Annotated in this window: 19 protein-coding genes and 1 pseudogene; 18 read left to right on the top strand and 2 right to left on the bottom strand. The window is 26.6% G+C overall.

The window, feature by feature from the left end; translation table 11 throughout:
- The first annotated feature begins 1 nt into the window (after nucleotide 1).
- The 18 genes and pseudogenes from OD91_RS03725 to OD91_RS03640 all read left to right on the top strand — a co-directional run bounded on the left by OD91_RS03725 (nucleotide 2) and on the right by OD91_RS03640 (nucleotide 17,074).
- Complete coding sequence (locus tag OD91_RS03725) at nucleotides 2–919, top strand: NAD(P)-dependent oxidoreductase (protein ID WP_222428667.1); 918 nt, start codon at nucleotides 2–4, stop codon at nucleotides 917–919.
- A 29-nt stretch (nucleotides 920–948) separates the two neighbouring features.
- Complete coding sequence (locus tag OD91_RS03720; RefSeq protein WP_144895056.1) at nucleotides 949–1,602, top strand: cyclase family protein; 654 nt, start codon at nucleotides 949–951, stop codon at nucleotides 1,600–1,602.
- On the top strand, nucleotides 1,595–2,227 hold the full coding sequence (locus tag OD91_RS03715; protein WP_144895055.1) for an HAD family hydrolase: 633 nt from the start codon (nucleotides 1,595–1,597) through the stop codon (nucleotides 2,225–2,227). Before OD91_RS03720 ends, OD91_RS03715 begins: the two co-directional genes overlap by 8 nt.
- 12 nt (nucleotides 2,228–2,239) lie before the next feature.
- Nucleotides 2,240–3,202, top strand: a complete 963-nt coding sequence (locus OD91_RS03710; RefSeq protein ID WP_144895054.1) for a class I SAM-dependent methyltransferase — start codon at nucleotides 2,240–2,242, stop codon at nucleotides 3,200–3,202.
- Between the two features lie 22 nt (nucleotides 3,203–3,224).
- The gene (locus tag OD91_RS03705; protein WP_144895053.1) at nucleotides 3,225–3,992 is read left to right on the top strand and encodes an SGNH/GDSL hydrolase family protein; all 768 of its coding nucleotides are present in this window, start codon (nucleotides 3,225–3,227) and stop codon (nucleotides 3,990–3,992) included.
- A complete protein-coding gene (locus OD91_RS03700; RefSeq protein ID WP_144895052.1) occupies nucleotides 3,986–5,671 on the top strand; it encodes a hypothetical protein in 1,686 nt (561 codons plus the stop codon). Before OD91_RS03705 ends, OD91_RS03700 begins: the two co-directional genes overlap by 7 nt.
- Before the next feature lie 13 nt (nucleotides 5,672–5,684).
- Entirely contained in the window at nucleotides 5,685–6,464 is a 780-nt protein-coding gene (rfbF, locus tag OD91_RS03695) for a glucose-1-phosphate cytidylyltransferase (RefSeq protein WP_144895051.1), read from the top strand.
- Nucleotides 6,464–7,564, top strand: coding sequence for a CDP-glucose 4,6-dehydratase (gene rfbG / locus OD91_RS03690; protein ID WP_144895050.1), 1,101 nt, complete (start codon nucleotides 6,464–6,466; stop codon nucleotides 7,562–7,564). Before rfbF ends, rfbG begins: the two co-directional genes overlap by 1 nt.
- On the top strand, nucleotides 7,552–7,995 hold the full coding sequence (locus tag OD91_RS03685) for a dTDP-4-dehydrorhamnose 3,5-epimerase family protein (RefSeq protein WP_144895049.1): 444 nt from the start codon (nucleotides 7,552–7,554) through the stop codon (nucleotides 7,993–7,995). Before rfbG ends, OD91_RS03685 begins: the two co-directional genes overlap by 13 nt.
- A 9-nt stretch (nucleotides 7,996–8,004) precedes the next feature.
- On the top strand, nucleotides 8,005–8,955 hold the full coding sequence (locus tag OD91_RS03680) for an NAD(P)-dependent oxidoreductase (RefSeq protein WP_144895048.1): 951 nt from the start codon (nucleotides 8,005–8,007) through the stop codon (nucleotides 8,953–8,955).
- A complete protein-coding gene (locus tag OD91_RS03675) occupies nucleotides 8,945–9,733 on the top strand; it encodes a glycosyltransferase (RefSeq protein WP_144895047.1) in 789 nt (262 codons plus the stop codon). The genes OD91_RS03680 and OD91_RS03675 overlap by 11 nt, the downstream gene beginning before the upstream one ends.
- 403 nt (nucleotides 9,734–10,136) lie before the next feature.
- Nucleotides 10,137–11,288: a hypothetical protein gene (locus OD91_RS03670; RefSeq protein WP_144895046.1), complete on the top strand. Its 1,152-nt coding sequence runs from the start codon at nucleotides 10,137–10,139 to the stop codon at nucleotides 11,286–11,288.
- 76 nt (nucleotides 11,289–11,364) lie between these two features.
- Complete coding sequence (locus tag OD91_RS03665) at nucleotides 11,365–12,189, top strand: glycosyltransferase (protein ID WP_144895045.1); 825 nt, start codon at nucleotides 11,365–11,367, stop codon at nucleotides 12,187–12,189.
- Between the two features lie 89 nt (nucleotides 12,190–12,278).
- The gene (locus OD91_RS03660; protein WP_144895044.1) at nucleotides 12,279–13,583 is read left to right on the top strand and encodes a hypothetical protein; all 1,305 of its coding nucleotides are present in this window, start codon (nucleotides 12,279–12,281) and stop codon (nucleotides 13,581–13,583) included.
- Between the two features lie 182 nt (nucleotides 13,584–13,765).
- A pseudogene (locus tag OD91_RS03655) lies at nucleotides 13,766–14,408 on the top strand (glycosyltransferase family 4 protein); the annotation flags it as partial.
- Between the two features lie 3 nt (nucleotides 14,409–14,411).
- Nucleotides 14,412–14,972 (top strand): hypothetical protein, encoded by a 561-nt coding sequence (locus OD91_RS03650; RefSeq protein ID WP_255513160.1) that lies wholly within the window; start codon nucleotides 14,412–14,414, stop codon nucleotides 14,970–14,972.
- A 25-nt stretch (nucleotides 14,973–14,997) separates the two neighbouring features.
- Entirely contained in the window at nucleotides 14,998–16,101 is a 1,104-nt protein-coding gene (locus OD91_RS03645) for a DegT/DnrJ/EryC1/StrS aminotransferase family protein (protein ID WP_186434389.1), read from the top strand.
- A gap of 124 nt (nucleotides 16,102–16,225) precedes the next feature.
- Nucleotides 16,226–17,074, top strand: coding sequence for an N-acetylglucosamine kinase (locus tag OD91_RS03640; protein WP_144895040.1), 849 nt, complete (start codon nucleotides 16,226–16,228; stop codon nucleotides 17,072–17,074).
- On the opposite strand, the gene murF is transcribed toward OD91_RS03640, so the two are convergent.
- Together murF and gldJ are read right to left on the bottom strand one after the other, a co-directional pair.
- Nucleotides 17,071–18,327, bottom strand: a complete 1,257-nt coding sequence (gene murF, locus OD91_RS03635; protein ID WP_144895039.1) for a UDP-N-acetylmuramoyl-tripeptide--D-alanyl-D-alanine ligase — start codon at nucleotides 18,325–18,327, stop codon at nucleotides 17,071–17,073. The genes OD91_RS03640 and murF overlap by 4 nt on opposite strands.
- 68 nt (nucleotides 18,328–18,395) lie before the next feature.
- Nucleotides 18,396–20,084, bottom strand: a complete 1,689-nt coding sequence (gene gldJ / locus OD91_RS03630) for a gliding motility lipoprotein GldJ (RefSeq protein ID WP_144895038.1) — start codon at nucleotides 20,082–20,084, stop codon at nucleotides 18,396–18,398.
- Nucleotides 20,085–20,216 lie beyond the last annotated feature (132 nt).

The raw sequence follows: 20,216 nt of genomic DNA, 5'->3' as shown, positions 1-20,216 counted from the left end.
TATGAAGGGTAAAGTAGTAGTATTTGGAGGCTCAGGTTTTTTAGGAAGTCATGTAGCAGATTTATTGAGCGATGAAGGGTATTCTGTAAAAATTTTTGATTTAAATATATCAAAATATTTAAAGAGTAATCAAGAAATGATTATTGGTGATATTTCGAGCCGTGATCAAATTAAAAAAGCAGTAAAAGGAGCTAAGTTTGTTTATCATTTTGCAGCCATTGCAGATATTAAAGAAGCCCAAGAAAATCCTGTAGAAGCTGTTGAAGTTAATATATTGAGTACAACGTATATTTTAGATGCCTGTAGAGAATTTGAAGTAGAGCGTTTTGTTTATGGAAGTACTATTTATGTTTATAGCGAGCACGGTTCTTTTTATAGAAGTACAAAACAAGCTTCGGAATTAATTATTGAAAATTATCAAAAAATATACAATCTTAATTTTACAATTTTAAGATATGGCTCATTATATGGTCCAAGAGCCAATCATTTTAACTTTATAAATAGAATAATTATACAAGCTATAAAGGATAAAAAGATTGTAAGGGAAGGTAATGGGCAAGAGTTGAGAGAATATATTCATATTAAGGATGCCGCCAGAGCAAGTGTTGAAATACTTTCTAACAATTTTATTAATGCCAATATAATGATTACTGGCACTAAGTCAATGAGAATTCGTGATGTGTTAGAAATGATTAAAGAAATGTTTAATGATAGAATTGAGGTTGAGTATACTAATAATGTTTTAGAAGCACATTATAATATCACACCTTATACATTTAAACCTAAGGTAGCTAAAAAATACCAGTTAAACTATTACCATGATTTAGGACAAGGTGTTTTAGATCAGATTTATTACAACTACGAGAGACTCCTGGCTAAAGGTGAAATTGAAGAAGAAAATTTTCTTACTAAAGAATAAACACTATTAATTATTATATAAACTATACGATGACATTATTTTTATCTTATTTTATAAATGAGCAAACACCTATCTATGGAGGAGAAAAAGCTGTTTTTGTAGAAAAAAGAAGTGAAATTTCTAAAGGAGCAAGTTCTAATACCAAATATTTAAAATTACCAAACCATTCCGGAACACATATAGATTTCCCTAATCACTTTTCTGATGAAGGAAAAATTATAAATGATTATCCAGCTTCTTTTTGGCAATTTAAAAAAGTCTATGTTATTTTATACACGGCAAAAAGCGATGAAATAATAGATGAAAAATTAATTAAAAATAATGATATTCCTGTAGATACAGAATTTCTTATTATAAACACAAAGTTTGGTAGGTATAGAGAAGAAAAGATTTATTGGAATAACAATCCAGGGCTTTCACCTAGTTTTGCAACACAATTAAAAATAAGATGTCCCAACATAAAAGCTATTGGATTCGATTTTATTTCTCTTACAAGTTATCAAAATAGATTATTAGGTCGAGTAGCACACAAATCGTTTCTTTTAGCTAATGATATTCTATTAATCGAAGATATGAAGCTTGACCAGATAAACGGTAAAGTAATAAAATCAGTAACGGCACTTCCTCTTTTAATAGACAAAGTTGATGGTTGTCCAATCAGTATAATTGCAGAATATGAATAAAATAAAAGCGATAATATTTGATTATGATGGAGTAATCGCAGAATCGGTTAATGTTAAGACTGAAGCTTTTGCAGAATTATATAAGCCTTATGGAAATGATATCGTCCAAAAGGTGATAGTACATCATGAAGCAAATGGTGGTGTTTCTAGATTTGAAAAATTTAAAATTTATCATAAAAATTACTTGGGAGAAGATATTGATCAACTTCAAGTAGATAAGCTTGCTAAACAATTTTCAATTCTTGTACTACAAAAAGTGATTGATTCACCATATGTAGTGGGTGTTTATGATTTTATAACTTCTAACTATCAGAAATACGATTTTCATATTTCTACAGGTACACCAAGTGATGAAATTGAAGTAATTCTTAATAGAAAATCCATAAGAAAGTATTTTAAAGAAGTGTATGGATCTCCAGAAAAAAAAGATTTGCATGTAAAAAAAATCATTAAAGCATATGGTTATAGCAATAGAGAAGTAGTATTTATTGGAGATGCGTTAACAGATAGAGATGCAGCTAGAAATAATAATATCTCATTTATAGGGAGGTATACAACTACAGAGGAAATAAAAAAAGAAAAATTATTGATTAAAGATTTTTCAGAAATTGATAATATCATATAAAAACTTGAATTAATGAAAGAATCAGAAATAAGACCCAAAAAATTATTCGAAGAATATCTTTATCTTTCAAAAAAAGATGCAGAATCCTTTGATAATAAAAGTTTTGAATCTATTAATTGTGTTTCATGTGATTCACCATTAGCAAAATTAAAATATAAAAAAGATGGATTTAAATACAATATTTGTGAAAGTTGTGGGACTCTTTTTTGTAATCCAAGACCTTCTCTTGAAACACTAAACACTTTTTACAAAAATAGTGCTTCTGCAAAATTTTGGTTCGAAGAGTTTTTACCTAAAGTAGAAGAAAGTAGAAGGGAAAAGATATTTAAGAAAAAAGCCATTCAATTATTTGAATTGATTGATGAGAAAAAAATAAATATTTCAAATTTATGTGATGTAGGTGCTGGCTCAGGAATATTTATTGAAGAGATGAAAAAAATAAAAAATGATATTTCTTATTTTGCAATTGAGCCAGGTGAAGTTTCGTCAAAAATAATTGCTAGCAAAGGGTTTTCAGTTCTTCAAAAAAGTGTGGAATATTCAAAAGAATGGTCTAATAAATTTGATTTTGTAGTTAGTCTTGAAGTTTTAGAGCATGTAAATAAGCCTATTACTTTTGTTGAATCTATTAATAGTTTATTAAAAAAAGATGGATATTGTTTAATTACAACACTAGGGTATGAAGGTTTTGATATACTAACTTTGGAGGAAGACTCAAATAGTATTTCTCCACCACATCATTTAAATTTTTTAAGTATAAAAGGATTTGAGCTCTTGTTTAAAAGAGCTGGATTTAGTGAGGTTCATGTGATGACACCTGGTGTATTAGACGTAGATATAGTTTTAAATAGCGGTAAAAGCACAGAGTTTCTAAGAATTTTAAAATTAAGAGGTGATTCAGTTATAAAAGAGTTTCAAGAATTTTTAATAAAAAACAAATTAAGTTCTCATGTTTGGGTACTTGCTAAAAAATAATTTATAAAGTTAAAACGTTAAAATGATTGATGATTATGGTCTTTTTTTTGGTGTAGGAAAAGCACAATTAAACAATGAATTTAGAATAGTTTCTTATGATGACAAATTTTTAGAAAAGGAATTTGAGTATTTGATTTTTACAGATTCCAAGGGGAGTGGGGAAGAGAACTATTTTACCTGGACTGATCAATTCATCGATAGATTAAAAATTAATAAAATTTCTTTTTTATTAATTACTAGACCTAAAGAAATGACTATCTTTTTTTCTTTAATAAATTTTTTAAACAATAATGATTTAAAGTTTAAGAATTTAATTACGAATATTGGGTTTGTAGATACAACACCGAAAAAAAAAGAATTTATAGATGATATTTTTCATCAAAATCCATTCAAAAATAAATTAATAGAAATTCCTTTATGTAATTATTTATTAAATTCAGGAAAAGTAACCACTCTATATTCTGTCAACTATGATTCTGTAATCTGTGATATTGTAGAAATTTTAACTGAAAGTTTTGAGAAAATACACCTTATTGGTACTTTTGAGTTTTCTAAATATATTAAAATTGATAGAAAAAGACCAATTGAATTCTATGAACAACTGAAGCAATCTAACGAATTTTTGCGAAAGATTCAATCTAAAAGTATAAACATTAATTATATAGATGTCAACCGTTATTTAGCTAAAGAAGATGAGAGTGATATATCATATGACGCTGTACATTTTACTCAAGAAGGTCATAATATAGTAATGTCGATTTGTATGAACGAAATACAATTATCATGCTAGATTTTAATAATATGTCTGCTAGTCAACTTAAAGTTTTCAATAGTATTCCGTCTGAAATACACTATGATTTTAATAAGTTAACAGAGAGGATTTTGACATCTACTCCTAGTAATATTGCAGATCTCGTGAGTATTGCTGTTAGCAGACACCCATACCAATCTCCTTTTTTTGATATTTGTATTAAATTGGAAATGGTAAGGCGATATCTAAGTGAGAGTAATGGTATCAAAAAAGTCATAACAAATGACATAGAATTTTATAAAATATTGAGTCAATCCGATCTTGATTTTAAGATACAATTAGATAAGATAAAAAATGTTGAATATTTTTCTGGCCCTATTCTTAAGGTTATTAGAAAGATAGCACAGATTTTATTTATCACAATTAATGAAACACTATCAAAAGACAAATCAAGAAAAATAAAGTTACAATCTTCAAAATCTATCATACTTATAGATACATTTATGCTTCAAAATAGTATAAACGATAAAATCTATGTAGATAGGTATTATAATGGATTGTTTACTTATCTAGATAAAGATTTAAAGAGAAATATTTTCTTTCTTCCTCATATTATTGCGAATTATTCTAGAAAAGATTTAAAGAAAATTTATTCTAATACTAATGAAAATATAGTTTTTAAACACGATTTTTTAAAGTTGGTTGATTATTTCAAAGCTTTTATTTTACTATTCAAGCATAGAGTTAGCAGCAATTCAGTATTTTATTTCAAAAATATTAATATCACAAACTATGTTAAGAAGAATATTAAAAGCGAAAAATTTAATAGATCATCTTTTGAAGCTTTGTTGAATTACTTCTTTATTAAACGTCTCAAACAAAACAAAATTAAATTAAATTTAGTTATTGATTGGAATGAAAATCAACCTATAGACAAAGGATTAATAAAAGGAGTCCATGATTTTTTCCCAAAAATAAGAGTAAAAGGGTATAGGGCATTTATAATTTCAACCGATTATAACTTATACTTAATGCCAACACAACTCGAAGTAGATAATAAAGTAATTCCAGATGAAATAATTGTAATAGGGAATGGTTTAGTTGATCAAGTTAGAAGTTTTTGTAGCGGAATTAAAGTTTCTGTTGGCCCAGGATTTAGATTTATGGATATTAATAAACCAATAGGATTTTTAAAAAATAAAAAATCTATTTTAGTAGCTCTTCCGATTGGTTTTGAAGATAGTATAAATATTATAAGAACATTAGATGAAGTTGGTAAGTGTAAAAAATTCACTAAGTACAATATTATAATAAGACCACACCCAACAATTTCAATTGAAAGACTAAAAGTAAGAGTCAAAGATATTTGGAAAATAAATTATTCTTGGGCAAAGGGAGAATTTAGAGATAATGTATTGGATTCATTTTTATTTATTAGCAATACTTCTTCTTCTATAGTTGAAGCATTAGCTTACGGTGTTCCTGCAATTATCGTCGGATCAAAAACTTCAATAACCCAAAACCCTATACCAAAAATCATTGATAAAAGATTGTGGCGAATAGTTTATACAGCAGAAGAGTTAGCTATAGAAATAGATTATTTCATTAATTTAGATGATGTGGAAAAACAAATTATTAATGAATTAGGTGCAAAAGTCAAAAATATTTTTTTTGATCAGGTAACCAAAAAAGGAGTAAAAGAATTATTAAATATTTAAAATTACTGATAAAATGGATGTAGTAATATTATGCGGGGGTAAAGGCACTCGATTAAGTGAAGAAACAATGTTAAAACCGAAACCTATGGTAGAAATAGGCGGTAAACCAATTTTATGGCATATCATGAAATATTATAGTTCTTTTGGGTTTAATAGATTTATTTTAGCACTAGGTTATAAATCAGAATATATAAAGGAATATTTTTATAATTATAAAGTTACTAATAGTGACTTTACAATTAATTTAAAACCAGATAGTCCAGCTGTCTTTCATAATTCTGGAAAAGAAAGTGATTGGGAAATTACGTTTATTGATACAGGCTTAGATACCTTAAAAGGTGCAAGAATAAAACGAATTCAAAAGCATCTTAAAACGGATAACTTTCATTTGACATATGGAGATGGACTTAGTAATGTTGACCTTAAAAGCTTAGTTGAATTTCATAAGAATCATGGTAAACTGGCAACAGTAACTGCAGTGAGGCCTCCTTCTCGTTTTGGTGAAATGATTTTGAACAGTGATGATGTTGATGTATTTGATGAAAAGTCACAGATGCATACTGGATTCATTAATGGTGGTTTCTTCATACTGAATGCTGAAGTAATGGATTATTTATCTGAAGATGAAGATTGTGATTTTGAATTTGGACCTTTGCAGGAAATAGTTAATAATAAAGGGTTGAAAGCATTTAAGCACCATGATTTTTGGCAGTGCATGGATAATGTAAGAGAAAGAAATTTTTTAAATAAATTAGTAGAAACGGGAAAAGCTCCCTGGATAAATTGGAAATAATGTTTAAAAATTCATTTAATAATAAAAAAGTCTTGATTACTGGAAATACAGGTTTTAAAGGCTCATGGTTAAGTGCCTGGTTACTTGGACTAGGTGCGGATGTTTATGGGCTATCAAAGGATATTCCAACAAGCCCCTCAATGTATGAAGTTTTATGTCTTGAAGATAAAATCACACATTTTACTGAAGATGTAACTGATTTGAAAGCTGTTAAGACTATTATTGATAAAGTAAAACCAGATTTTTTGTTTCACATGGCTGCTCAACCAATAGTTGTTACTTCATATAAGGAGCCTGTTGATACAATTTTATCAAACGTTATGGGAACAACCAATGTTTTAGAGGCCTTAAGAGTCTTAAACAATAAATGTACTGCTGTAATAATTACAAGTGATAAATGCTATGATAATGTTGAATGGGTTTGGGGTTATAAAGAGACAGATGCAGTTGGTGGGAAAGATATTTATAGTGGCTCTAAAGGGGCTGCTGAGATAATTTTTAAATCCTATTATCATTCTTACTTTAAGGATAGTGAGAAATCAAAAGTGAGGGTAGTAACAGTAAGAGCTGGAAATGTCATTGGTGGTGGTGATTGGGCTGATTATCGAATTGTACCAGATTGTATGAAAGCGTGGGTTGATGGTGATAGTGTGGAGATAAGAAGCCCTAAGGCGACTCGACCATGGCAACACGTGCTAGAACCTTTAAGTGGTTACTTGCATATTGCAATGGAATTAGATAGGAATATTGAGTTTAATGGTGAAAGTTTTAACTTTGGACCAGATGCGGAGTATTCTAAATCAGTCAAAAATCTTCTAGATGATTTAAGTAAGTATTGGGATTTGAGTCAAGAACCGTCATATCTTTCGTCTGTTACTTCTGATTTTCACGAGGCAGGCCTGCTTAAGTTAAATTGTGATAAGGCTCTATTTTATATAAAATGGCTCCCTAGTTTAGATTATGATAAACTTATTGAATTTACTAGTACATGGTATTATAATTATTATAACTCTAATATTAATATGTTGGATTTTACATTAGCTCAGATAAAAGAATATGAAGGAATTGCTTTGTCAAAAGATATAGTATGGACAAATTAAAGTTAATTTCAGGTGTTAAATTAACACCTTTAGATATAATTTCTCAACCAATGGGAGATGTGTTTCATGGTATTAAAAAATCGGATGATGGTTATAATGGGTTTGAAGAAGCTTATTTTTCTACAATTTATTTTGGGGTAATTAAACCATGGAAAAAGCATATAAAGATGACTTTAAATATAATCGTTCCTATTGGGGAAATTAGATTTGTTTTATATGATGATAGAGAAGGTAGTGCCACAAACGGAAAATTTATGGATATTAATTTATCTATTAATAATTATTGTCGTTTAACTGTTCCTCCTAATATTTGGATGGCATTTGAAGGAATAAGTGAAAAGACTAATCTTTTGATGAATATTTCAAATCTTGAACATGATCCAAACGAAGTAGTTAGGGAAAAAATTAATAAGTATGATTATAATTGGTAAAATAACAGAATGAAGATACTAATAATTGGAGCTTCAGGTTATGTTGGAGGCAGGCTGTCATATTTATTAGCTAAAGATGGTAATGAAATAACTGCTTTATGCCATCGAAATAAACCTGATGATGCTGATTGGAATTCAAAAATGGCAAAAGTACTAATTGCCGATATTACATCTGAATCACAAGTAAGTGATATTACAAATATTGAATATGATATTGCAATTCATCTTGTATCATTAGATCATAATGATTCTAAAAAATCTCCTAGTTATGTTAATTCCATAAATGTATTACCTGTTTGGAATTTACTTGAATCATTTAAAGTAAAAAAAACCTTAAAGAAATTTATTTATTTTTCTACAGTTCACGTGTATGGGGATTTACCAGAGGGCTCTGTTGATGAATCTTATGCTCCTTCACCTAATACTCCATATGGGTTAACTCACTTTATGTCTGAGAGTATTTGTAATATGTTTAATAATTCATCAGAAATACAATGTGTAAACATTAGAATGACAAATAGTTATGGAAGCCCTTACTTCAAAGATAACAGTTGCTGGTGGCTGGTTGTAAACGATTTATGTAAGAGCGCATATGTGGATAAAAAAATAGTTTTACAATCAGATGGAAGTGCATTACGTGATTTTGTTCATTATAATGATATATTTCAAGCAATTAATGCAATTATTAGTATTTCGATTTGCAACGATAATACCTTTCACCTTTCATCTGGACAAACGATAACAATTTTTAATTTAGCTGAAAAAGTAAAGGAAGTATATAAAAAGAGATATGGGTCAGATATTCCAATAATTCTTCCCGAAAATACTAGAAACAGTAAGGGACTTAAATACTATACTATTAATAATAAAAAGCTTAATAATATAGGGTTTGAGATATCAATAACTATTGAAGAAGGAATTAATGAATTATTTACCTATATAGAGAAAAATGCCAAATAAAGAAAAAACACCATTTGTTTCAGTTGTTTTAACTACGTATAATAGAAAAGAATTACTTAAAGAAACAATAGATTCAATATTAGATCAAACTTTTGTCGATTTTGAGTTAATAGTTATTGATAATTATTCTAACTATGATTTTATTGAGTACATGAAATCATTTAATGATGACAGAATTAGATTTTACCAAAATCAAAATGAAGGGGTAATAGCTGTAAATAGAAATTATGCTATAAAAAAAGCAAAAGGAGAATATATTGCTTTTTGTGATGATGATGATATCTGGGATAAGGAAAAAGTTAAATTACAAGTTGCACAAATATTAAAGAAACCAGACACTATTTTAGTATCAACAAATTTTTCATTAATTAATGACAAGTCATCAAAACTAAAGACTAGTTTAAGTAAAAAAATCAAATATTTAATTATTTCAAAATTTAAAAACCCAAAATTTAGTCTTTCTTATATGAATTATATCATATTTTCATCTGTTTTAATTAAAAAACAAAATATCTTGTTTTCTGAAAATGTTGAATTAATAGGTACTGAAGATTTTGAATTCAATTTGAGGTTATCTTTTTTAAAAGGAAATTTTAGTTTTATTAATAAAGAACTTGTAAAATATAGAATTCATTCAAATGCTAATTCTTACAAAGGTAGAATTGAATTTGTTTCAAGGTTTATAGAAGTCATTGAAAAAAATAAATTAAATTTAACTTTAACTCAAAAATACTTTTTCATATTTAGAAAAAAAATCTTTAAATTTCTAAAATATTAAACTTAACACAGAGGGTATTAATTAATGATCTTAAGTTGTTAATCAAATTTAGATAACTCATTTTTTTTATTTTCAAAGGTTATTTATTTTGATTGATATTTTAATTATTTTTGGCACTGGGTATTGTTTTTTTTAAAACAAAAGCAGAACTTTATTCATTAAATTTCTCAACTCTATCATTAATTATTTTAATTAAAAATTAAAATTTAATGTTGTAAAGAAATTAAATCAAATATATTTAAAGAATCGTCATGTTGTACAATAAAAAAAATAATTTATTTTGATTAGTATTAATAAAGTTATCAATTTTTTAATATATTTTTTAATTATTTTTGGAGCAGGATTTAGGTATTTAAGAATTATACCAGGTTTGAATTCATTAAATTTTATCCCTTATATAATAATGTTAATAATTATATTATTAATTTTAAAAGATATAATAAGTAAAAGGTTTATTTCGAGTTTATTTAAAGAATTTTTATACTCTATTTATTTAATTACTATAGTTGGGATATTAAATTCACTAATTTTTGGTTTTTTATCTCAAGCACAATTTTTCTCAGATCTTGTTTTACCATTTTTTATTGTTTATTATGTTGGGGTAAATGGTGAGTTTATAAAAAAACGCTTAAATAATATTTTTAGTTTATTTTTGGTAATTTCTTTAACGTTAACAAGTATTGAGTTTTATTCAACTAATTTTTTAAATATTAATTTTTTTGATTTTTCTAATTATTGGAATTCTGTTAATCAAACTAGTTTTCATTCAAGTGTAACTAATTATTTGTTTTTGGGTCCGCGAATTAGACCATGGGGTATTTTGGCTATGCCACAAGCAAGTGGAAGTGTTTTCGCTTTTTTGGCTATTTATTTTTTAATAATAATAAAAGATAAGAAGATTAATATTTTATATTTTATATTTTCTCTTAGTGGAATTTATATATCTGGGTCTAGAACTGCTTTATTTTCATTAATTTTTGGAATAATTTTAATTCTAAAATTTAACAGATACCTTAATCCTATCAAGAATAAAAATAAATCCATATTATCAGTTATAGTTATAATTGGGACTTTAATTGGAATATTTTATTCTCTTTTAGTTCAAGATTTTGGAAATAGCCAATCTCATTTTATAGATGATTTTGTTAATAAAGTATTTTTATATTATTTAGATATAAATAATATACTTTATGTTTTATTTGGTGTAGCAGACAACCCTAATATTCGATTTTCAGAATTTGGTTTAATTAATAACTTAATGAGGATAGGTTTAGTGTGTACTTTTTTAATGATAGTATTCTTTGTCAAATTAATAAATAGATATTATATAACATCTAATAGTTTTCATCACAAAAAAGAAAGTATTGTTGTTTTTATAATTATGATTACTTTCTTGTTTTCAGGATTACATTATAATACAATCAGATATCCATCTAATTTGCTAATTTCTTTATGTTTAGGGATTATAATTAATAACATAAGAACTCCTTATTTAGAACCTAATAATAATAATAATAATAATAATAATAATAATAATAATAATATTAAATCATGAAAAATATTTATATTATTAGAAGCAACACTTAATTAGTAAACATTAATTTTTAAAAAAAAAGGACTAAAAAAAAATTATGTCAAACAAACTTAAAACCTGTTTTTTAATTTCAGTTTATATTAATGATAATCTGGAAGATTTTAAAAAAGCAATAGATTCTTGTATTAATCAAACTGTTTTAGCTAACAGAATAATAATAGTGTTTGATGGTGCTGTTAAAGAAAGTATATCTAATTATTGTAACAATATTAAAAGTATAATAAATATTGAAATAGTTAAATGTACCAATAATGTTGGATTAGGTGCAGCTTTAAATAAGGGCTTTAAATATGTAAAAGAAGATATCGTTATAAGAATGGATAGTGATGACATCTCAAGAAGTAATAGAGTAGAAAAAATTATTGATTTTTTTTATAAAAACCCAAATATTGGTGTTGTAGGATCTTATATTAGTGAATTTAATGAATCAATAGGCGATATGTCTAACATAAGAGAAGTTCCTTTAGATTCTACATCTATTCTCAATCAGTTAAAATTCTCTTGTCCATTTAATCATGTCTCAGTTGCCTTTAAATTTAATTTTTTACCAAGTAATCCATATGAAATTAATTATTACAGACTAGAAGATTATCCAACATGGTATAAGTTACTAGTCAAACATGGATTAAAATCTGCTAATATTGATGAGGTATTAGTTGATGTTAAATTGGGGAAAGATTTTTTTAATAAAAGGAAAGGATTAAAACTATATAAATCATGGTTTAGAGTTTATTCAGTGATGTATAATGATAATTATATTAATTTTTTAATTCTTTTAAGGAATAATATTATTAGATTTATTCAATTCAATTTATTGCCAAAAAAAATATTAATGTTAATGTATAATTTATACAGAAAATAATTATAATGGGTTCTTTTTGATTTATTGATTAAGATTAAATCTTAGAGAACTATATATAATGCCTGAGTAAGGATATAATATAATTTATTATGAAAAATAAAACAATACTTTTAGGCCTCAATGAACTTAATTTTGATTATATAAAGTTCTATATTGATCAAGGTCTTTTACCAAATTTTAAGAAGGTTTTTGACATTCAAACCCCGATTGAAACAACTTCTGAAAATCACTATAAATTTCTTGAGCCTTGGATTCAATGGGCATCCGTTCATACTGGAAAAACTTATGAAGAGCACAAAATTTTTCGTCTAGGTGATATTGTTGACCGCCCTGAATTGGTACAAATATTTGAAGAGTTAGAGAACGAAGGTCTTTTAATCGGAGCCGTGTCACCTTTTAATGCGGATAATAGATTAAGAAACCCTGCATTTTTTGTTCCGGACCCATGGACTATAACAAAACCTTCAGGAAATTGGATTGTAAAAGCATTATACCTTGCAGTTCATCAATCTGTTAACGATAATGCTAAATCAAAATTAAACTTTAAATCAATTATATCTTTAGGTCTTGGATTATTTTTATACGTTCCTATGTCTAGATGGTCTCATTATGTAAAAAAAATTTTAAATGTAAAGAAACCTGGATTTAAGGCTTTAATACTTGATAGTTTATTAGCAGATGTACACTTGACATTATGGAAAAAATATAAACCTGATTTTTCAAATTTATTTTTAAATTCAGGAGCACATATACAGCACCATTATTTATTTAACTCAAAAGCATATAATGGAGATATTAAAAACCCCGATTGGTATTGTCAAGAAGGTTATGACCCATTAATTCATATCCTTTCAGAATATGATATTCAAATTGGAAAATTATTGAATTTAAATAACGTTAAATTATTAGTAGCAACAGGCCTTCATCAGCAACCACATGAACATTTAACATTTTATTGGCGCCTTAAAGAGCATGAAAAATTTGCTAAAAACATAGGTGTTAAAAGGTTTAAAGAGATCTTACCAAGAATGTCAAGAGATTTTCTAATTAAATTTGATAATGAAATCGATGCAGCAAATGCTGAGAATTTATTGAATAGCTTTTATGCTTCTAAAGATGATATCAAATTATTTGAAGTTGATAACAGAGGCAAGAGTTTATTTGTCGAATTAATTTATCCAAATGATATCTTAGAAAAAGATTCTATTTATTCAAAAGATTCAAAATTTAAATTAAATAATTTTAAATCATTTATATCTTTTGTAGCTATAAAAAATGGAGAACATAATGGAATAGGTTATTTAACTTCAAATTTTGATTTAAAAGCAGAAAAGAAAATTAATTTAATAGCTTTAAAAGCAATAATTAAAAAAGTAGCCTTATCTAAAGATTAGATAAAATTATATATTACTAAAACCTTTTTATATTGTCTGATTAATATTTTTTTAAAGAAAAAATAAATTTTTAAATGACTATTAATGGTGGTCTTTTTCTTTTTAAATTTATTCTATATAATTATTAGTTTCAATCTTTTTTATATATTTGCTCAGTTATGATTTTTTAAAATAGAAAAAGAATGAAAGAGTATTTACTAACAATAGAGTATTTATTTATTTATTTATTTATAGGTGTTTTCTTATTAACCCTGTTTATTTTACCCAGAATAAGAGAGAATAGTTTAAAATTTGGTTTGTATGATTCACCTGACTTTAGAAGTTCTCACTCAAAAATAGTACCTTCTTTCGGAGGGATTTCATTCTTTGTTTCTTTAATTTTTACTCTTTTCTTTTTTCAAAAATATGACAACCAAAAAATTACAGTATCTATAATTGTTGCTTTAACAATTATGTTTTTTATAGGACTTAAGGATGATTTTCGAAGTTTGACTCCCAGAAAAAAATTTTTGGGGCAAATAATTGCAGTTTTTCTGCTAATGATTCAACCTGAATTTAGAATAGATACATTTCATGGGTTTTTAGGGATTCAAGAAATTAATCCTATACTTTCTGTTAGTTTAAGTGTCTTTCTTCTAATAGGATTAATCAATGCTTATAATTTAATTGACGGTATTGATGGAATGGCATCAATAGTTGGAATAATCATCGCTAGTTGCTTTGGTTTTCTTTTTTTTAAATTAAATCTATTTATCTATATGTGTTGCATTAGTAAGTATGTTATTTGCTTTTTTACGATTTAATTTCTCTAATAAGAAAAAAATATTTATGGGAGATACAGGTTCTTTAGTTGTTGGATTAGTTTTGGGTTTTTTAACCATGAAATTATTATCTTTAGGAGTTGGTACCTATAATGCAATTGCAATCTCTAGGACAGAGATACCATTATTAATTTTAGCAGTACTTATAATTCCTACTTTTGATATATCTAGAGTAATGTTTATAAGATTTGTCAAAAAGAAATCTATATTTTCACCTGATAGAAATCATATACATCATATTTTGATTGATTCAGGATTGACACATGCTAAAGCTTCGGTTCTAATTGGATTTATAAACTTATTCATTGTTTTTTTAATGTATTATTCTATAAAATACGTTGGGTTAGTTTTATCTTTTGGTACTTTATTTTTAATTATTGCATTTTTAATATTATTCTTTTTTATATTAAATAAGAATTATTCAAATAAAAAGACAAAAGTCAGATTCAGAAATTTTCTTTTTGAACTCTCTAATTTTTTCATTTCTAAAAATAAAAAAGGGGTTTATAATCAAAATAAAATCCATTTTAATAAAAAGTTAAAAAGTATTCGTTTTTTGTTTTTTTAATTTCCATTTTTAATACATTACTTTATTGAATAATAGTAAGCAAATTCATCTGTTAGAACCTAATCTACCTTTTATAGATGAACTTGATTTTTTTTCTTTTTATGAAAGCAAAAAAAAAGATCCAAAATATCATCAATTAAAGTTTGAAAATAAATTAAAAAGGATTCTAAAAACAAATAAAACAGTTTGTAGTTTATCTTCAGGAACTGCAGCAATTCACTTATCATTAATACTTTCCGAGGTAGAAGATGGAGATGTAGTATTTTGTACTAATTCAACTTTTATTGCCACTGTAAATCCAATTTTATATTTAAAAGCAGAACCTTATTTTGTTGATATTAATTTTGAAACAGGTAATATTAATACTGAATATCTAGAAGAAGCTATTATAGAAACAATAAAAAGTGGTAAGAAACCCAAAGCTATTATTGTTACTCATTCTTATGGTGTTCCATGTGATATGGACGAGTTGATACGTATTAAAAATAAGTACGGATTGAAGTTAATTGAAGATTCTGCTGAATCTTTAGGCTCTAAATATAAAGGTAAATATTGTGGGACAATTGCGGATTATGGAATTTTATCATTTAATTCAAATAAATTAAACACTACTTTTGGTGGAGGGGCTTTAATTGTTTCTAATAAAAAAGAAAGAAGTTTAATTAAACAATTATCTACTCATTCTAAAATGTCTGAATATGATTATATTCACGATAAGCTAGCTTATAACTATAGAATGAATGATTTAGCAGCTTATGTTGGTTGGAATCAACTTGATAACTTAGAAATAGAATTAAAAAATAAAATTAAGGTAAATAATAATTATAGTAAATTTCTAAAACTTTTTCAACCAGTAAATAGTGATGTTAAATTGAATCATTGGTTAAATTGCTTTAAGTTAGATGAAGAAAAAGATCTTATTGAAATTATTGATTTTGCTAATAAACATAATATTTTCTTAAGAAGGGTATGGTTTCCACTTAATAGACAGCCATATTTAACTTCATTTAATTATATAGGTGAAAATGAGTCATACGATTTTTATAAAAAAGTACTATGCCTTCCTTCTTCTTCTAATTTAAAATTAAATGAAATAAAAAGAGTTGCTAATCTCATTAATAATATATAGAATAGTTCTATAGATTATTTATTCATGATTTTTTTTATTTTTTTCTTTCGAAAACGATTGAAGTTTTATAAACCTTTGTATATAAGAAACCCTTATTCTATATTTGATTTTTAAATAGATATTTATGGTTTTAATTGCAGATGGAGGTTCTACAAAAGCAGATTGGATTGCTTTAGATGAAAACAAAAATGAAGTATTTAGAACAAGAACATTAGGTTTGAATCCTGCTGTTGTTGCAAAAGAAGAATTAAACAATAGAATTGTAAATATGTTTCAACTCATCAATATAAAAGATGAGGTAAAAGAAATTCATTTTTATGGCGCAGGTTGTGGAACTCAAAAACCAATAGAGATTTTACGAGACGTAATGTCATCTATCTTTAGTAATGCAACTATAAATATTGCTGAAGATTTACTTGCCGCTGTATACGCTTCTTCAGGAAACAACCCTGCTATCGTTGCTATACTTGGTACAGGGTCTAATAGTTGTTATTATAATGGTAATGATACAGAAATGTTAGTTGCATCATTAGGGTATACTGTAATGGATGAAGCAAGTGGGAATTATTTTGGAAAGCAATTGTTACGTGATTTTTTCTATAATAAAATGCCTAAACAAATAGCAAAGGAATTTAATAATCAGTTTAATTTAGATGAAGATGAAATTAAAATGAATCTTTATCGAAAGCCAAATCCGAATATGTATTTAGCCTCTTTTGCCAAATTCATGTTTGAATTTAAAGAAGAGAAATATACAAAAAGACTAATTAAAAAAGGATTTCAAGAGTTTTTTAAATATAAGGTTCTTCCATTTAATAAAGGAAAAGAAACACCAATCTATTTTATTGGTTCAATAGCTTTTTATTTTAGAGATATTTTAGAAAAAGTTGCAAGAAAGAATAACTTAGTAATTACTGATGTTATCCAAAGGCCAATAGATAATCTTTTAGAATATCATAAAAACCTTAATTAGTCAATTATATCCAATAATTTTTCTAATCTCATTCCTCTTGATCCTTTAATTAAAATTGAACTATTTTTAAAAGATTTTGATTTTAAATATTCATTAAGGTCATTAAATTTTTCAAACTTAAGTGATGTTGTTTTCGTCTGATAAAAATTATCTCCAACTAAAAAAACAGTATTAAAGTTTAATTCATTACATAGATTTGCAATTTCTTGATGTTCTTCTTTACTTTCCATGCCTAATTCAAACATATCACCAAGAATAACAGTTTTGTTTTTATCTTTTTGATTGTTAAAACTTTCTAAGGCAGCTTTCATACTGGTAGGGTTAGCGTTATATGCATCCAATATAATTTTGTTGGATTTTTTCTGAATAACTTGAGAACGATTATTATTCGGTTGGTAATTTTCAATCGCAGAAATGATATCAATATCTTTAACTTTAAAATACTCACCAATTGTAATTGCTGCTGCTATATTATTAAAGTTATATGTCCCTATTAATGAAGTTTGAATTTTATCGTTTTTATAAGATAATTTTACAAATGGATTCACATCTTTATAGGTAATCGAATTTTCGAATGGGATAGTTTTTAACTTCTTTGATTTTTCAACTTGAATTTTATCATTAGGATTAATAAAAGCAGTTTTATTATTATTTATTAGAAAGTCATATAATTCAGATTTTCCTTTAATAACGCCTTCTATACTTCCGAAACCTTCTAAATGTGCTTTTCCAAAGTTGGTAATATAACCGTAATCAGGTTCGCAAATACTTGATAATAATTCAATTTCTTTTAAGTGATTTGCGCCCATTTCTACGATGCCAATTTCAGTATTTGGTGTCATAGAAAGTAAGGTGAGGGGTACTCCGATATGATTGTTTAAATTACCTAAAGTAGCTGTTGTTTGATGTTTTTTACTTAAAACACTATTTATTAATTCCTTGGTAGTAGTTTTTCCGTTACTGCCCGTTAGACCAATAATAGGAATGTTGAGAGACTTTCTATGAAAGTTAGCTAATTGCTGTAATACTTCTAAAACATTATCAACTAGAATAATATTTTCAGAAGTTTTATATTCTTTTTCATCAACAATACTATATGATGCTCCTTTTTTTAATGCTTCTTCTGCAAATTTATTTCCATTAAAATTATCACCTTTTAAAGCAAAGAAAAATGTGTTCTCTCTTATTTTTCGGGTGTCGGTATCAACTAAATAATGTTGAGAATATAATTTATAGAGTGTTTCAATTTTCATTTTTTAAATATAAAAAAACCTCATTGAATTAAGATACAATGAGGTTAAAGATATTTTTAAATTATTTTTTAATTTCTAGAAGGATTTCTTGCTTTTCTTTTCTTAAAAGTTAAAGGGCCAACAATATCAGAAACACATCTAAATCCAATATAGTTAGCAGACATATATTCTGGTAAATAACGTCTTTGAGAAGGGTCTAACCAGTATTCTCTATCATTCCAAGAACCACCTTTTACAACCCTTGTTTGGTTACTTATTAGTGTTGTCCTTTTTGCTTCATCATATTTCTTGATTTTTCTTCCAGTATCTACATCAATATCATTTTCTGGTTTTAAAGGAGAATTATACATTCTTGCTTTAGAAGCAAATCTATCCTCATCTTCTTCAAAATGTCTTGTAGAGTTTCTATCTCCATCGTTTTTGTTTACATTATCAGAAACTCTATAGTTTCTTCTCATGTATGTTTCGTCTTTTGTTTGTGGTACATATTTTATTGTTCCTGGTAAGTTTTTCGGAATAATTTTCCCGTCAGGTAATGTATCGTATTCTACTAAAGCATTGTTAGAATCTCCAACAATAACAACTTTACCATCTTCTCCAATTAACTTTTTCGTAAATATATTTCCTCTAAAGTAATTGAAGTCATTTGCTTCAGCATCTATAATAGGACGATAAACATCAGCAACCCATTCAGAAACATTTCCAGACATATCATATAAACCAAATGCATTTGGAGGGTATGATTTTACTTTTATAGGAATATCAGAACCATCTGTACTCCATCCAGCTAATCCACTATAATCACCTTTACTCTGTTTAAAGTTTGCTAAATGATCTCCTTTATATCGTTTAGATTTGTCTCTTGTATATTTACCATTCCAAGCATATTTTTTTCTACCTCTTATGGTATTGTACTCTCTATTTTCTATAACTGACTTTGCTGCATATTCCCATTCTGCTTCAGTTGGAAGCCTAAATTTTTGTGCAAGAATACCATCAGCCGAAGTAACTTGTCTTCCAGTAAATGAGCCTTTTGGAGGTTTTGGTTGACCTCGTTGTCTTACTTTATTATCTGGTAAGCCTCTTTTATAAACTGTGGAGTCTCCTTTAAATAATAATTTTGGGTTTTCTAAATAAACATCGGTATCGAAATAATTTCTAATTGTATCAACTGCTAAAACATTTTTTAAAACACCTCTATCAATTAATCTTTTGATATTTACAGCGTTAGTTCGCCATTTACAATATTGTACTGCTTGTAAATAACTTACACCAACTACAGGGTAATCCGCATATGCGGGATGTCTTAAATAGTTTTCGGATAATAAATCGGTATTTCCTAAACTTTTTCTCCAAACCAAGGTGTCAGGTAAAGCTGCATTATAAATATGTTTGTATTTTTCTTCACTTGGTGGAAAAACATCTTTAGTTACCTGTAGGTATAATAAATATTCTGAGTTTGTAACTTCAGATTCATCCATATAAAAAGAACGAACGTGCATGGTTTGCGGAGTAGTATTCCAGTCAAACATAACATCATCTTGAACTTGTCCCATGGTAAAAGTACCTCCCTCTATAGCAACCATTCCGCCTGGAGCATCTTGTCCTCCAAAAGTTTTTCCTTTTAAATAGTTACCATATCTAGGATCATTAAAGTTCCATCCTGTTAATGTAGATTTGCCTTTAGAGGCGCTGTTACAGCCAGTTAATATAACTCCAGCGGTAATCAATAAAGTTAATTTTAATAAGTATTTCATTGCTTATTTAAAATTGTTAAGGGTTTTTTACTAGTGATGCAATTTACAATAAATCTTTTTCCATACAAATGAAAATAAATAAAATTAAAAACATCTCTTTTGTTACATCAAACCTTATAACGATTGCTTTTT

The sequence above is a fragment of the Lutibacter sp. Hel_I_33_5 genome (genome assembly GCF_007827455.1).
Taxonomy (GTDB): domain Bacteria; phylum Bacteroidota; class Bacteroidia; order Flavobacteriales; family Flavobacteriaceae; genus Polaribacter.
The sequence above is the reverse complement of the archived record's forward strand: the minus strand, read 5'-3'. Positions and strand labels throughout refer to the sequence as shown.